This window comes from Nibrella viscosa, assembly GCF_039541875.1.
GTDB classification, from domain to species: domain Bacteria; phylum Bacteroidota; class Bacteroidia; order Cytophagales; family Spirosomataceae; genus Nibrella; species Nibrella viscosa.
Map to the genome: position 1 here is coordinate 358,661 of NZ_BAABHB010000001.1, position 15,530 is coordinate 374,190.

General features: G+C 53.7%; 12 protein-coding genes. 5 read left to right on the forward strand and 7 right to left on the reverse strand.

What is annotated here, in order from left to right; translation table 11 throughout:
* Nucleotide 1: 1 nt before the first annotated feature.
* Nucleotides 2-760: an ABC transporter substrate-binding protein gene (locus tag ABD931_RS01525; RefSeq protein WP_345263232.1), complete on the reverse strand. Its 759-nt coding sequence runs from the start codon at nt 758-760 to the stop codon at nt 2-4.
* A gap of 57 nt (nt 761-817) precedes the next feature.
* On the opposite strand from ABD931_RS01525, the gene ABD931_RS01530 reads away from it, so the two are divergent.
* Both ABD931_RS01530 and ABD931_RS01535 read left to right on the forward strand, forming a co-directional pair.
* Nucleotides 818-1,525 (forward strand): hypothetical protein, encoded by a 708-nt coding sequence (locus ABD931_RS01530; RefSeq protein WP_345263234.1) that lies wholly within the window; start codon nt 818-820, stop codon nt 1,523-1,525.
* A gap of 412 nt (nt 1,526-1,937) precedes the next feature.
* The gene (locus ABD931_RS01535; RefSeq protein ID WP_345263236.1) at nt 1,938-2,543 is read left to right on the forward strand and encodes a hypothetical protein; all 606 of its coding nucleotides are present in this window, start codon (nt 1,938-1,940) and stop codon (nt 2,541-2,543) included.
* A gap of 48 nt (nt 2,544-2,591) precedes the next feature.
* Here ABD931_RS01535 and ABD931_RS01540 read toward each other — a convergent pair whose 3' ends face one another.
* From ABD931_RS01540 to ABD931_RS01550, 3 genes are all read right to left on the reverse strand, one after another.
* Nucleotides 2,592-2,843: a hypothetical protein gene (locus ABD931_RS01540; RefSeq protein ID WP_345263238.1), complete on the reverse strand. Its 252-nt coding sequence runs from the start codon at nt 2,841-2,843 to the stop codon at nt 2,592-2,594.
* Nucleotides 2,844-2,977: 134 nt separating this feature from the next.
* Entirely contained in the window at nt 2,978-3,655 is a 678-nt protein-coding gene (locus tag ABD931_RS01545) for a response regulator transcription factor (protein ID WP_345263240.1), read from the reverse strand.
* A 4-nt stretch (nt 3,656-3,659) separates the two neighbouring features.
* Complete coding sequence (locus tag ABD931_RS01550; RefSeq protein ID WP_345263242.1) at nt 3,660-5,207, reverse strand: sensor histidine kinase; 1,548 nt, start codon at nt 5,205-5,207, stop codon at nt 3,660-3,662.
* Nucleotides 5,208-5,359: 152 nt separating this feature from the next.
* On the opposite strand from ABD931_RS01550, the gene ABD931_RS01555 reads away from it, so the two are divergent.
* From ABD931_RS01555 to ABD931_RS01565, 3 genes are all read left to right on the forward strand, one after another.
* Nucleotides 5,360-6,154: a GLPGLI family protein gene (locus ABD931_RS01555; RefSeq protein WP_345263244.1), complete on the forward strand. Its 795-nt coding sequence runs from the start codon at nt 5,360-5,362 to the stop codon at nt 6,152-6,154.
* Nucleotides 6,155-6,196: 42 nt separating this feature from the next.
* Complete coding sequence (locus ABD931_RS01560) at nt 6,197-9,016, forward strand: outer membrane beta-barrel protein (RefSeq protein ID WP_345263246.1); 2,820 nt, start codon at nt 6,197-6,199, stop codon at nt 9,014-9,016.
* A 159-nt stretch (nt 9,017-9,175) separates the two neighbouring features.
* A complete protein-coding gene (locus tag ABD931_RS01565; RefSeq protein WP_345263248.1) occupies nt 9,176-9,676 on the forward strand; it encodes a hypothetical protein in 501 nt (166 codons plus the stop codon).
* A gap of 60 nt (nt 9,677-9,736) precedes the next feature.
* Here the strand turns inward: ABD931_RS01565 and ABD931_RS01570 are convergent, their stop codons facing one another.
* The 3 genes from ABD931_RS01570 to ABD931_RS01580 form a co-directional block, all read right to left on the reverse strand.
* Nucleotides 9,737-10,807 (reverse strand): M20/M25/M40 family metallo-hydrolase, encoded by a 1,071-nt coding sequence (locus ABD931_RS01570; protein ID WP_345263250.1) that lies wholly within the window; start codon nt 10,805-10,807, stop codon nt 9,737-9,739.
* A 214-nt stretch (nt 10,808-11,021) separates the two neighbouring features.
* Nucleotides 11,022-13,385, reverse strand: a complete 2,364-nt coding sequence (locus ABD931_RS01575) for a carboxypeptidase regulatory-like domain-containing protein (RefSeq protein WP_345263252.1) — start codon at nt 13,383-13,385, stop codon at nt 11,022-11,024.
* A gap of 144 nt (nt 13,386-13,529) precedes the next feature.
* Nucleotides 13,530-15,488, reverse strand: coding sequence for an STN and carboxypeptidase regulatory-like domain-containing protein (locus ABD931_RS01580; protein WP_345263254.1), 1,959 nt, complete (start codon nt 15,486-15,488; stop codon nt 13,530-13,532).
* Between the last annotated feature and the right edge of the window lie 42 nt (nt 15,489-15,530).

The following is a 15,530-nucleotide window of genomic DNA, read 5'->3' on the forward strand; positions in this document are numbered from 1 at the left end:
ACTATTCGGCGGAAAGGGTTTGGTGTACTTGCCGAAAATATGCAGCCGAACGCAATAACCGGCTGCCGTACCAACTGAACAACTCCCCATCCACCAGCATTACCCGCGCCGACGGGCAGACCTGCTGCAACTCAGCTATATGGTTTTGCTTAAATGGGTAGGGTTCCGACGATAGAAAAATCAGGTCAGGGTCAGTAGCCCGGAGATCGGCCTCGCTTATCTGCGGGTAGCGGCTCAGGTGCCCAAAGGCGTTTCGGAAGCCGGCGGCCGTTAGCATAGAGTCGATAAAGGTATTACCGGCCGCCACCATCCAGGGATTGCGCCAGATGAAATAGGCGGCTGTGTCTTTCCCGTGTCCCCCCCGGTCCGACGGAGTAATCTCAGCAAAGCTTCGTTCAATCTCATCGGCCATCTGGTCAGCTGCCTGCGCCCGGCCTACCAGGTTGCCTACTTCCGTAATCATGTGCAGGGCATCGGCAAGGGTAATTACATCGGTCACGTGAACAGGGTAGTGGCGCTGCAGCTCTTCGATCTGCTCGCGGGTGTTTTCTTCTTTGTTGGCGATGATGAAGTCGGGGCGGAGGGCATGAATGCGATCGAGGTGAAGCGTTTTGGTGCCACCGATTATGGTTTTTCTGCCGATTTTGTCACTGGGGTGAATACAGAATTTGGTCAGACCGACAATTTCGGCATCCAGACCCAGGTCGAACAGCAGTTCCGTCTGAGAGGGGACGAGCGAGACAATGCGCTGGGGGGGCATAGATTAGGTATTTTACGAAATTAACGCTACTTTTCTCCTGATTGAGCAAACCTCTTTATGAAATTGTTTTCCACATTGGTCTGGCTGCTTAGCCTGGTTGCGCTGAGCGTACAGGCTCAGAATGCCAAAGTGATTCGTATAAAAGCCGGAGCCGATGCCAGAAAGGTGATTCCGGTCCTGGAGCAATACCGTTACAGTACGTTCCGGCTCGGTTCCATTGCTTTTTACAACGGCACTACCGCCAATGCCTTGTTAAACTATAGTATTCTTCTCGGAGAGATGCACTTCATCGACCCTAAGGGAGATACGCTTTCGCTGGCTAACGAACAAACAACCAAACGGATCGACATTGGCAGTGATGCGTTCTTCTACGATGCAAAAGTTGGTTTTCTGGAGGCCCTGGCCGATTATGGTTCTATAAAACTGGCTATCCGGCGGGAAATGAAAATTGTAGCCGGCGAACGGGAGGGAGGGTATAACCAGTCGACGGGCGCATCGGCTATCCGGACGTATAAATCGCTGGCTACAGCCAACGGACAGGTACAGCACCTGGAGGTCAAAGGCGATATACTGTTGACCAAAGAGGAAGGGTACTATCTGATAAATGTCAACAATCAGGCGTTCAAAGCTGACCGGGCCGGTATAATGAAGGCGTTTCCCAAATACAAAAAAGAAATTGAGGCATACCTGAAAGAACATGCACTAAATCTTCGGCTGGAGCAGGATCTGCGGCAGTTGCTGCAATTCTGTCAACAGTTCGTGTAAAAAAAGGAAAGGGTAGCATCACCGGATGCTACCCTTTCCTTTTTGGGTCACAGAATATACGTCATCTGTGAAAGTTCGTTGAGGTTATTGAACCGTAACGTGCGATGCCGCCGGCCGGGCCGGCTTTTGCTGATAGCCGGTACAGTTTTGGGTACAGTGCTTTTGCCCCGGCAAAAAAATAGTCGTTTCAATGCAGCTTTCATAGTTCGGATGTGGATTGATGTTCTATAGGGTCAAACTTTATAGGACGGCTTAAGTTCCCGATGCTGGGCATTTTGTGGGTAAATGGGCCTAAATTGAGTGAACGGTACCTGGTTTGCGTATACCTGCCCGCAGATTCCCTTCGTCCCATGTACCTGGTGTTGGATTAGTGGGTTTGACCACTTACCTTTTCGGTAAAAATCATATGCTTATGAAAACCCTGATGTCTGTACTAACCTTTTCCCTTCTTTCGTTTATCGCGCCGGCTCAGTCTACTGTTCCGTCGCCCGACGCCCAGATCAAAGCAGCCGTGCTGGCGGCTCCGGCCGACAAACGGGACGGTGCTATGGTTTATGGCTATAACACCAACAAAGAATTGGTGGTGTTGCGGAAAGGAACCAACGAACTGGTTTGCCTGGCCGATGATCCGGACAAGAAAGGGTTGAACGTCTCGTGTTATCACCGCGATCTGGAGCCGTTTATGAAGCGGGGCCGTGAGCTGCAGAAGCAAGGCAAAACGGCACAGGAGATTCTGGACACGCGCGAAAAAGAAGTGAAGGCCGGTACGCTGAAAATGCCGAAGCAACCCTCTTCATTATTTGCCTACTCGGCTAAGGACGGCGACTTCGACGCGGCTACGGGTGAGGTGAAGGATGGATACCTGCGTTATGTGGTATACATTCCCTACGCTACTGCCGAAAGCACCGGCCTGCCCCTGAAGCCCGAAGCCCCCGGCATGCCCTGGATCATGGACCCCGGCACCCATCGGGCGCATATTATGATTAACCCGCCCCAACCCAGTAAAAATGGGCAGTAAAACACAGAACCCCGACTCAGCATCGGGGTTCTGTGTTTAGGACTTTTCTTAGGCTGCATGCTTGCTTAGCGAATCTATCTCATTGCGAATCAGGTAGTCACCATCTTCAAACATAAACCAGACACTGGTCTGAATCAGGTAGGCTTCCACGTCAATTTGCTTCAGGCTGCCCGAGCGATCCAGTTCCCCATAGTAATCATATTTAAAGGGAGTAGCGTCCCGGCCAAAGTAATCTTCCAGTTCACCAACAGTCTCTATCCGGAGAGCGCTTTGATTTGGTTTAAACCATCTAATCTTCATGTTACGGTCAGTAAAAGTACTACAATTCTATAACGACAAAGATACTTGTTATGTTTGCATACTTTTAACTTTCGCAACAAAAAATATAATTATTTCCGTAAAATGCTGATTAACTGATGTTTATACACGAATTGTCAGGCAATTAACTTATAGCCTACTCCCCGTATGTTCAAAATCTGCACATTGGGGTCGTCTTTTAGGTGGCGACGCAGGCGGGTAATGAATACATCCAGGCTGCGGCCGTTGAAAAAACTATCGTCACCCCAAAGATCCAGTAATACCGTGCTGCGTTCCAGCACCTGGTTGCGGTGATCGTACAGCCGCCTGAGTAATTCTGCTTCCCTATGAGATAAGAGTTCTTCGTGGTCGTTCAGCGCGAGTTTCTGCCTGGTGTAGTCGAAGTGGTATTTGCCGATAGTTAGCTTTTCAGGATCAGCGGGTCGGGTTGGCTGGTTACGGTTCAGCAGGGCTTTGATGCGCACGATGAGCTCATCCATGCTGAAGGGCTTTTTCAGGTAGTCGTTGCCACCCAGGTCAAAGCCTTTGACCACATCTACGGTCTGGGAGCGGGCCGTCAGGAAAATAATCGGCACGTACGGGTCATCGGCGCGAATGCGCTCGGCGAGCGAAAAACCGTCCAGTTTCGGCATCATCACATCGGTAACTACCACATCCGGTTTTTTCGACCGGAACAGAGCCAGTCCTTCTTCGCCGTCAATCGCGTAGTCGACGGTAAAGCCGCGTACTTCCAGACTGTCGCGGACAATCATGCCCAGTGCTATTTCATCTTCAATCAGTAATACGGTTGCCATGGCTTTATACAGAGGAAGAGGGGTGGAGCGGATTCAGGTTAATACGTAGTTTCTTTATGCCGACAACGCCGTCACCGCCCTGCTCCGGTATCATCAGGATAAACTCACTACCCACCCCCGGTTCACTGGCAACCTCAATCTGGCCACCATGTTTCTCGACTACCTGCCGCACATACGATAATCCCAGGCCGAAGCCTTTTACCGGATGAAGGTTGCCGGTGGGAACCCGGAAAAAACGGTCGAAAATCGCTTCCTGGTATCCTTTCGGTATGCCTATGCCGTTGTCTTTGACTGACAACCGCCAGATCTTTTCCTGTTGGCGGCTTTGGATGCAAATGGTAACGGTTTCCCGGGAGTATTTAATGGCATTGTCGATCAGGTTATTAATGGCGTTGGTCGTGTGGAAGCGGTCAAGCCGTACGGGGTTCTCATTATTCGGTAGGTCAACGTCAAACTGAACCGGCTTGGGGGCTTTCAACTGCTGGTTGCTGATGATATCATTAATCAGCTCCGACGGCTTTACCCATTCTGGGTTCAGCACCATTTCTTTCTTTTCTTCCACCGCCATGTTCAGCACCTTTTCGACCAGATCAGACAATCGCTGGAGTTCATTGCGGGAAATTGACAGGTATGTTGAGGTTTTCTGCGGATCGTTAAGCGCCCCGAAATGCTGCATGGCTTCTACGGCGGCCGAGACAGTAGCAATGGGTGTTTTCAGCTCATGCGTCATGTTATTGATGAAGTCGTTTTTGATCTCCGACAGCTTTTTTTGCCGGAGGATGGTCGAGAGCATAAACAGAAAGCAGCCGGTAGTCAGCACCAGCAGCAGCACCGAACTGCCCAGCAGCCAGCCCATTTTCCCTAAAATGTAGGATGTTGGCGTTTTGAACCACGCCTGCACAAACTGACCATGCACCGGATTGACCGGCACCGGGGGCGTGTTGATCGCGAATCCGTTTCGTGTCTGGCCGGTAAACAGAACACGTTGGGGGGAGGCCTGCTGAGCTGCAATGTGTAGAGTGTCGAGTACAAAATCGGCATCTACGTCCCGAAGCCGTAACTCAGCGCGGTAGGTAGAGTCCATCCGGCGCAGGTTAAACGGCCGGTTCTCCGACCAGTTATAAATGAGCATTTTTGATATTTTGCGGGCCAGGGTATCTGCCGGCAGTGCTTCGGTTGCTTTTTCGCCGGGTTTCCGCCGGAAAGAGTAAACCATGACATTCGACTGATCTTCTTCCGTGCGGATGCGCATAGGCAGGGTGTCGCGGCTTTCGGAAACAAAGATGCGGTCGGGATCGCCGGTTTCGGACTCAAAGCGCCGGTAGATGATACGCTGCGGAGCCTCACCATTGGGGGCTTTGGTGCGGAAAAGCTGCTGGGCATCGGCCAGTTGCCGCTTCTGCAGGGCATCGAACAGCGCATCGCGCACCGTCCGGCTGAACTGCTGAATGGTAAGCTGATACGTTGTATAGAGCCAGTATCCCTGAAACAGATTGATGCCCAGGATACACAGACTCATCAGCAGGAAAATGGAACGAATGCGCTGTTTCATGATTTAACCCCTTCCGTAGCGGCCTTTGTACAAATTTAACGATAGCGTATTGGCTTTGGATAGGCTGTTAACACTGTTTAACACAAAATAACAGTGCTTTACACCGGACCTGCCGTACTTTGACCCATCAAAATCAAATACGTTCTATACGCATGAAACTACTAAAAATTTTTTCAGTCGGTATTGCCACGCTGGCAGCCGCTCCGGTATTAGCACAGCCCGCTTCCGGGAACATCAACTACGAAGTGATGCAGAAGATTGATATGTCGCAGATGCGCATTGTCATCAATGGGCAGGAGGTAAAACCCGGCAGTCCCGATGCGCCGGCTGATATTCCGGATGTCCGGTCGTTTTCGATGAAACTATCGTTTGCCGGTAACTACGGGAAGGAAGAACGGGAAGGCGGCAATATGATGATCCGTCGGTTTGTTGGGGGCGATGGTCCTGGCGCAGGAGGTCCTTCGCAGGTGACCAACCTCGGTCGGCCGTTCGACGAAACGGTGTACGTGGATATGGCCGATAAAAAGTATGTAACGGTGCTATCGGTTAAAAAAGAAAAGGATATAAAAACCTACCGCGCCGAACGCGAATACAAAAAAACACCGGGCTGGCAGGATACCGACCAGACAAAGAAAATAGCCGGGTTTACCTGCCGGAAGGCGACGGTACCCTTCCGCAACGAAACCTACACGGTCTGGTACACCACCGACCTGCCGTTTACTTACTCGCCCGTAAACGGACTGGCACCGGAGAAGGGTGTGGTGCTGCAAATCGAAAGCAACCGCGAGACCTTCAAGGCGACTAAAATCGATCAGAAATCGGTCAGCGCCAAAGAGGTGCAGCCCAGCGAGCAGGCCCAAACCGTATCGGCGGATCAACTGGATGACATCCGGCAAAAAGCCCTGGCCGATTTCCGCCAGCGCATGATGGCCGAAGAACCCCGCTAAACGCTTTCCTATTCTATCCACACCACACTATTGCCAGTAACCATGCGTATCCTGCTTGTTACCACTTGTTTACTGCTGCTGACGCTCACCGGGGCCGTTGCCCAGCGAACCGGCAAAGGCTCCATCCGGGGAACGGTGGTCGATTCGACGACCGGCAAAGTCCTCCGCGAAGCTACGGTATCCTTGCTGACCGCCCGCGACTCGGCCTACGTTACCTTCCTGATTACCGATGGCGATGGGGCCTTTACCCTGAAAAACATTCAGGAGGGTGAGTACCGGCTGCTGATTACCTTTGTGGGTTACCAGAATTTCTCCAAACATGTAACCATCACCCCGGCTCAGCTTATTGTTGATTTGGGTACGGTGCAGATGGTAGTCGCAGCTCTTACGCTCAACGAGGTGACCATAAAGCAGGAGCGGGCACCCATTGCGGTAAAGCAGGATACGCTGGAATTTAACGCGGGCTCGTTTAAAACGCAGCCCAACGCGCAGGTGGAGGAACTGCTGAAAAAACTGCCGGGCGTAGAAGTGAGCCGCGACGGCACCATCAAAGCGCAGGGGCAACAGGTGAACCGCGTGCTGGTCGATGGCAAACCGTTCTTCGGCGACGATCCCAAAATGGCGACCCGCAACCTGCCCGCCGACATCATCGACAAGGTGCAGCTCTACGACCAGCAATCGGACCAGGCCGCGTTTTCGGGCATCGACGATGGGAACCGAGAAAAGACCATCAACCTGACCACCAAACGCGACAAGCGGAAAGGCTATTTCGGTCAGAACAGCGCGGGCGTGGGTACGGATGGCCGGTATTTGGGTCGCCTGAACGTAAACCGGTTTAACAACGGCCGGCAGATTTCGGTCATTGGCCTCGGAAACAACCTGAACCAGCAGGGCTTCACCATGCAGGATATGTTCAACTTCGGCGGGGGCGGTTTGGGTAATCAGAGCGGAGGTTTCGGTGGACCGGGCAACGGCAATGGACCGGGCGGTGCTGGTGGGCAGGTAATTATGGGGCCGGGCGGACGAGGAGGTGGCAGTGGTGGTTTCGGGAATAACACGCCTAACAATATTGTGGAGTCGCTGGGCGGAGGGATCAACTACCGCGATGCCTGGGGAAAACGCGCCGAGGTGGCCATGAGCTACTTTGCCAACCAGACCACAACCACCACCGAGCAGCAAAGCCGGCGCGAGAATATTCTGCCTGAAGCCTCGTTCACTAACGACCAGAGCAATACTTCCCGCAACCGGAACCGCAACCACCGCTTCAATATGCGGCTGGATTACAAACTCGATTCACTGACGACGCTGCGGTTTACCCCCAATCTGTCGTGGCAGACCTCCAAGTACAACAGCCTGAGCAGCCAGCGGGCCATGACGATGGCGGGCCGGCCGCTCAACAGCAACGAAACCGATTACCGCTCCAACGGCGACGGCGTGAGCGGCTTCAGTAACCTGCTGCTGATGCGGAAGTTCCGTCGGGAGGGTCGTACGTTCTCCGCCAATCTGAATACGATCTTGAACGACCAGAGCATACTGGGCCTGAACCAGGCGACTAACCGGTTCTTTGGTCCGGATTCGGTAAACGCCCGCGTCAATCGCCTGAACCAGCAGAGCCGCCAGCAAACTGACCTGATGAACAACACACTGACGTTATCCTATACGGAACCGCTGTCGCTCAGCCGCAAACTGGAGTTCCGCTATACCTATGCGGCCAACAGCAACCAGGCCGACCGGTCGGTGACGGATTACAACGAGGTAACGCGTCAGTACGACCGTTTCAACCCGTTGCTGAGTAACCAGTTTGCCAGTGCGTTTGCCGCGCACCGGGGTGGTGTCACATTCCAGAATCGCCGGCTTCGCTACTCCTACGGTATTGGGGTAGAGGTACAAGAGGCCGACCTGCGGGTCGACAACCGGAGCATCGACAGTTTGCTGAACCGGCAGTTTGTGAATGTGCTGCCCAACGCCATGTTCACCTATAACTTTGGCCGGAACCGCAATTTGCGCATCAACTACCGGAGCCGCATCAATGCCCCTTCGGTGAGTCAGTTGCAGCCGGTGCCCGACAATACCAATCCGCTGAACATCCGGCTCGGCAACCCCAGTCTGAAGCCGGAATACATTAACACGGTGATGATGATGTTTAATAGCTTCAGCACCAGCGGAAGCCGCAGCCTGTTTGCCGCCCTGAACGTGAATCAGATCGACAACCGGATTGTGAATGCCACCACATTTACCAATGTAGGTGCCCAGACAACGAAACCGGTTAATGCCGATGGCTTCTATGCCGTAAACGGCTTCATGGCGGTGGGCCGCCGGCTGAATAATTTGAAAGTAAATATCAACTGGAATACCAACGTGGGCCTGAACCGGGGTGTCAGCTTTGTGAACAACCAGTCCAACTACTCCCGCAACTGGATCCTGGGGCAGGGACTGAGCGCCAATTCCAGCTTCAACGGCAAATTTGAATTTAACGTATCGGGCAACATCAACTACCAGACAGCCGCCTATTCCCTGCAAAGCAGCCAGAACACCGAGTTCTTTACCAAAACCCTGGAGGCCGACATATACTATCAGTTGCCGTTCCGCCTGGTGCTGATCACCGACGTCACGTACCTGAACAACAGCGGCCGGTCGGCAGGCTATAACCAGAATTTTGCCTTGTGGAATGTAGCCCTGGCCCGGCAGTTTTTTAAAGGCAAACAGGGCGAGTTGCGGCTTCAGGTATATGACCTGCTGAATCAGAACCGGAGCCTTGTCCGGAACGTCACCGAGACCTACATCGAAGATGTGCAGAGCCGCGTGCTGAAGCGGTATTTCCTGCTGAGCTTCACCTACAACCTGCGGAAATTTGGTATTTAATGCTACCTGCGGCATGCAGAAAAGTGAGTAATTCATGCAAGGGCATATATTAGTTTGCTGGTTTTTAGGGAGGCCATTCAATAAATACCGCTGATTTATAGGGGGTTAATTTGGTTTAGATAAGAACAAGTTTATGTTTCATCTAATAAATTACCCCTTATGGCCACTGTTCGTCGGGAAGTGATGAGTTATAAAGTGGGTAGCGCGATCCGACGGGTGGTCACTCCGGAAGGGACGGTTACTCATATTGAGCGGACGATTCAACTAAATACCGCTTCGGGTTATCATAATTTGACTATTACGGCTTTACTGGCTTTTTCCAGCGCATTCGACAACTTCAAAACGCCGGTTGTCGGCTATTTTGAGGGCCGTACGGTAGCGCGGGAGCGCATTACCATCTGGCTGCCGCTGAGTGAGTTTGACTTTTATTACAGCATTCTGCGGCACGAAAAGCCGGTTTATTTTGAATTTGAGTTTGCACCTACCGGTGAGATGGAAAGTTACGGCCACCGTTTTACGCTGACCTCAGAAAGCAAACCCACCCGCGAAGAGCCACAGGAGAATACGGCGATTTCGCAGTTGGCGATCCCGGAAAGAAATACCATTCAGACCTTCTTTGCTGGTAACCGCATCTCCCAATGGCATACCGAAGCGAACTAACGCAAAAGCCGTCCTGGAAAGGAGATCCTGGACGGCTTTTACGTTAGCATTGCCCGCTGCTTACCGGATATACCGGAAGTCTTCGTTGCCTTTCAGCGCCAGCAGCGTTTCGTACATGAGCTCGATTACGCAGCTTACATCGTCCATGTGCACGGTCTCAACCGTAGTGTGCATATACTTCAGCGGCAGCGATATCAGAGCCGAGGCTACGCCTTCGGCCGCGTAGGCGAAGGAATCGGTATCCGTACCGGTCGAGCGGCTGACGGCCTGCCGCTGGAAGGCGATTTCGCGCTGCTCGGCCACGTTGATGATAAAGTCCAGAAAATTGTTTTGCACGGCCGGACCATAGCACAGCACCGGACCGGCCCCGGCTTTCAGGTCGCCCTGCTCTTTTTTGTCATACTTCGGCGATTGGGTATCGTGCGTAACATCGGTAATAATGGCCAGGTCCGGGCGCAGCCGCCGGGCAATCATTTCGGCTCCACGCAGGCCGATTTCCTCCTGCACCGCGTTCACCACATAGAGTGTAAACGGCAGCGTGACGTTGTTTTCTTTCAGCATCCGGGCCACTTCGGCAATCATAAAGCCGCCCATGCGGTTATCGAGCGCCCGCCCGACATAGTAGCGGCTGTTCATCTCAAACAACCCGTCGGCGAAGGTGCAGACCGTTCCGACATGGATACCCATATCGAGGACTTCCTGTTTGGTGGCGGCTCCCACGTCGATGAACAGGTCGGTTACTTTGGGGGCCGTGTCTTTGGTCAGGTCGCGGACGTGAATGGCCGGCCAGCCGAATACGCCATTTACCGGCCCGCTTTTCGTGTGCAGGTTGACCCGCATGGAGGGCGCAATGAGGGAGTCGGAGCCGCCGTTGCGCCGGACATAAATGTAGCCGTCGTCGGAGATGTAGTTGACGAACCACGATATTTCGTCGGAGTGCGCTTCGATGACTACCTTATAGTCTTTGCCGGGGTTGATGACGCCCACGGCCGTGCCGTACGTATCTACGATATGTTCGTCGATGTAGGGTTTCAGGTAGTTGAGCCAGATTTGCTGGCCAGATGACTCAAAGCCGGTGGGGGAGGCATTATTGAGGTATTCGTACAGGAATGCTCTGCTATGATCGTTCATGAAAGTTGAGAACAGACGTTTTGTGGGTTAATGAAAGCATGGTGCCGGATCTTTCCGACGGTTTTATGGGAAAGGGTAAGCGGCCGTAGCCCTACCGATTATGGTGGTATGAAATTATGGATTGTTTGATTCACAGAAAAATCAAGAGCCGCCGGAACACTTTCCGGCGGCTCGTCAAAGCAACAAAAAATTGGCAGATTACACAAGCGTTCCGTTAGAACGCAACGCGGTAGCTTAACACCGGAATCAGCGGGGTAGCGTAGCTGGTGCGGACCTCACCGGAGCGGGGATCGAAGTACTGGCCGAAGACATTCTTGCGGTTGGTGACGTTCTGGATGTCCAGCGACAGCGTGCGGGTAGAGTTCAGCCGGTTTTTCTTCCAGCTCAGCCGGATGTCGGTGCGGAAATAATCGGGTAACTGCTTCGAAAAGGCTGCCTGTTCCACATAAACGGCATCGCCTTGTTGCCGGGACGCGGTCAGGTCAATCGGGGTGTACCGGTAGCCGCCGTAGTAGCTGACCTTTACGTTCAGGCCGATTATGCTCTTGCGAAAAGGCCCTCTATCGCCGGTGATGATCTCTTTACCGGCCAGGAAACTGCCGGCATAATTGCCGTTGAAACGGGTGTCGCGCCAGATGTTGTCCGACCCTTTGTACATCGACTCGTACAGTGACGATGACCACAGAAAGTAAAAATTGTTGTGCAGAAACTGCTCTACCGTTAGCTCCAGACCATAGTTTCGGCCGATTCCTTTATTCGTCAGCCGGTCCGTTGTCAGCCCGTCGAAGCTGTTGACCAGTGCAAAGGCATCTTGCCTGGTGGCACTGATCGGAATATTAAACAGCGACTGGTAGTAGGTTTCGGCTTTTACACGCAGGTGGTCGTTGAGCGACCAGTCGTAGCCCAGCACCAGGTGGTGTGAGCGGGTGAACCCCAGGTTCCGGTTTGGCTGGGTGGCTTCGCTGCCAGTGCCCGTGGTGACAAAATAGGCCCCCAGGTTTTGCAACTGGCTGTGCAGGCCGTAGCCGAAACTGAGGGATTTATTCGACGCAAACGCCCACTTAATGGAGCCACGCGGTTCCAGGGCGTCGGTGTTGTTGAGCATCAGGCGCAAGTAATGCAGGCCGGCGTTGGCCGTCAACTGCTCCGTCAGGCGGTAGTTCCACTGGGCGTAGGTTTGCAGCGTATGCGTCGAATTTCGGGCCTGAATCTGCGTCTTCATCTGTTCAGTTTCCGAATCCCAGCGTTGCCGTGACAGGTCGTAGATCAGTTCCGCGCCGATGAGGCCGGCCCGCACCGTATGCCGGGCGTTGAATTTATAGGTCAGCGTTGTGGAGGCAATCCGTTTCTGAATGGTGTACCCTTCCCGCCAGCGGGGGGAGGTGGTATAGTCTTCGGCTAGCCGCTCGTTGCGAAATTCGTTCTGAAAGCCCGATGCCAGCAACACGGTTTTCAGGAACGCTTTTCGGCCGAGGTTGATGGAATGGGTTATCCCGACCGCGCCGGTATTGGCCCGGAAGATTTCGTTGTAGCGGTCGTATTCCGACTGCCATTTGGTAGAATCTCTGGACGCATCAATGGTGCTGCTGCTCAGACCTCCAAACCCGAATACGGTGAAATTGCCGAGCTTATTGGTCGGCAGATACAGATTGAATGACAAATCCTGAAAAATGTTGACCGCCGGACCAATCGACACGCCGAGCTTCGACAGGATGCCCAGCGTGGAGTAGCGGTAGTTGAATAGGTACGACCCCCGGTAATTCTTGGAAAAAGGCCCTTCGCTGGCTACATCGATTCCCAGCAGACCCACCTGCACCGTATGTTCCCGTTTGGCATTGTTGCCCTTGCGCAGCCGCAGATCAAACACGCCGGACAGGGCATTACCGTATTCAGCCGGGAACGCGCCCGTCAGAAAATCGGAGTTGGTCAGCAATTGAGCACTCAGGATAGAGATACCACCTCCGGCAGCCCCCAGGCTGGAGAAGTGGTTGGGGTTAGGAATCTCAACGCCCTCCATGCGCCAGAGCAGCCCGTTGGGAGAATTGCCCCGGATGGTGATCTGGTTACCACCATCGTCGGCACCGACAACCCCGGCATAGGCGGTAGCCATCCGGGCGGGATCGTTCACGGCTGCGGCAAACTTCTGCGTTTCTTCGACCGAAAAGGTGCGGGCGCTCACGGTGGCCATGTCGTTCAGCGGCTTATCTTTTTCAATCTGCGGCCGGACTACGACCTCAGCTACCTGCTGAACCGATTCTTCGAGATCGACCGAAAGCACCAGTTCTTTACCGGCATCGACTACGATATTGGAAATAATCCGGTCTTTGTAGCCGACGTACGAAATCTTGAGACTTTGCCGGCCGACGGGCACCTGGCTGAGCCGGAAATGGCCGTCGGGACCGGTGGTTGTTCCCTGTAATGGTGTGGAATTAAGCAGGACGATGGTGGCTCCCGGAATGGGCATCTGAAGGCTCTGGTCGACCACCGTTCCCCGGATGGTCTGCGTGAGTGACTGGGCGTTCAGGTGGAATACTAACAGGCTGATAAAGACTGTGGATAGGAAAGTTTTGAACAACATGATGGTGTGTGGTAAGATACACGCCTATGACAGTTCAAAACTCGTTTACCCCTATAGGGATAGAACGCGGATGACGCAGATTGAGCAGATTAGCGCGAATTTTTTAAATTTTATCTGCGTTAATCAGCGTCATCCGCGTTCTATTTACCGATTACAAAAACGTATCCCCGCATGAAAGCCAACCCAGGCAGTAGAGGCAAAGCCATCGGTATTGTAGCGGTAGCTGAACAGGGGGATATTGGCTCTTGTAGCCGGCATACGGGCCTCATTGCCGCTCATAAACCAGTTCACCGATGGACCAATAGCCAGCGCCAGTTGGGGAGTTAGTTTTTTCTCGATACCCATATTCACCCGGAGCAGCATACTGCCCTCGTCGAAATAATTCCAGTTGTCGGGCAGGATGTAGTTGCCTATGGCGTCGAAGTTCATCATCCAGCCGCGCCGGAGGTTAACGGCCGATCCCAGACCATAGCCAACACTCCAGGACGGGCGGTCGATGCGTGTAAAGGTACTGCCGGTGGTAAAGATGTTATAGAAGGCCCGGTGACCGGTTTTGAAGGTGATGTTGGCCAGATTGACCTCATCGGTGGTAAACTCCAGCCGCCGGTAGCCGTTCTGCTGCACCCAGCTAAACAAGCCAATCGGCATTTTCTCGGAGTAGCCGGCAAAATTGAACAGGCCGATCTGATGGCCGCGGGAAATGCGTCTGGCGCTGTTGATGAAGCCGCTGATCTGCCAGCCCTCCAGTTCGCGGGCCGCTACGTTCAGCGCACCGGAAATCTGCAGGCCACGCGCACTGCCGGCGACTACATTGCCAGCCCCCGCCACCTGAACACCGTTGAACGCCCGGCCGGCAATGTTCAGGTATCCGGCGGCCTGTAAGCCGGTCATATCGCCCAGGGTCATGTTCATCAGACCGGCCGCCTGTAGACTCCGATCCATACCGCCCAGGGTAATATTGGCCAAGCCGGCCGCCTGTACGCCATCCATGTTGGCGCGGACGAAGTTGGTGTTTCCGGCAAGCTGAATGCCTTTCATGCCGCCCAGCACCACGTTAGCGGCACCAGCTAGTTGAATACCCGTTACTTCATCGCCCACGACGTTGCCGAACCCGCTGACCTGTACGCCGTCGACATTACCCCGTACGCCGTTGAGAATACCGCCCAGTTCAAGGCCCGTTACGCCCAGCGAATAGCCGGCTAGGATGTTAAACGAAAAGCGGTTAATGACCCGGGCGCTGAGTTTGCCGTTGGTGCCGATAAACGGCAGCAACGATACCTGTACATCGCGGTACAGCGTATCACCGGCCAGGTTGGCATCGTGGATCTCCTGTTTGGTAGTCAGAATCCACTCTTTAAACTCCTGCTTCTGTTGCTCCCAACTCTTGCGGGCCAGCGGCTTGCTCGAATCGGCCGATGCCACCAGAACGGGCTGTACCGGCTGAACCGAGATAGCCGCCTGCATCCGGCTGGTGTCAACCGATTTGCGGATGGGTAGCGGTTGCAGTCCGGAGCCAACCGGTGTTGGGGTCAGCCGAATAGTGAGCGTTTGCGACTGCCGCGAAGAGATTGTTACGGTTTCGCCGAAATAATTCTGCTTTCGAACTTCCAGCCGCAGCGTCGGGATGGCCGTTGGGAGTTTGATGCGGTAATAGCCGTAAGGATTGCTGATGGCCGAGGCCAGTGTTGTTTTCTCGTAAATACTGGCCTGGTTCAGTTTCTGACCCGTTTCGCTGTCGATGATGTAGCCGTCGAGGTAAAAGTGCTTCGGTGTATCGGTTTCGTCAGGCAGATCGGCATGGAGCAGGATGATGTGGTTCCCCCGCGATTTGTAGGTGACCGTACCCCGGAACAACTGGTTCAGCGCTTCACGCACGGTGGCGTTCGATACCCGCAAACTGACCGTGCTGTTCTCGTTAACGACGGTCGGACTGTACGAAAAGTTGAATCGGCCTTCGCGGCTGATGGCGTTGAGGGCATTGCCCAGGCGTTCACCCCGGACGTCGACAGAGACAACGCGTTCGAGGGGAGGAGCTGGTTGCGCGGAGGCAGAAAGCAGGCTCAGCCAACTGATGATTAACAGACAAAAACGGTGTGGATACATGGTGGTAATCGTGACATTTGCGGATAGGACAATCCAGCAGAC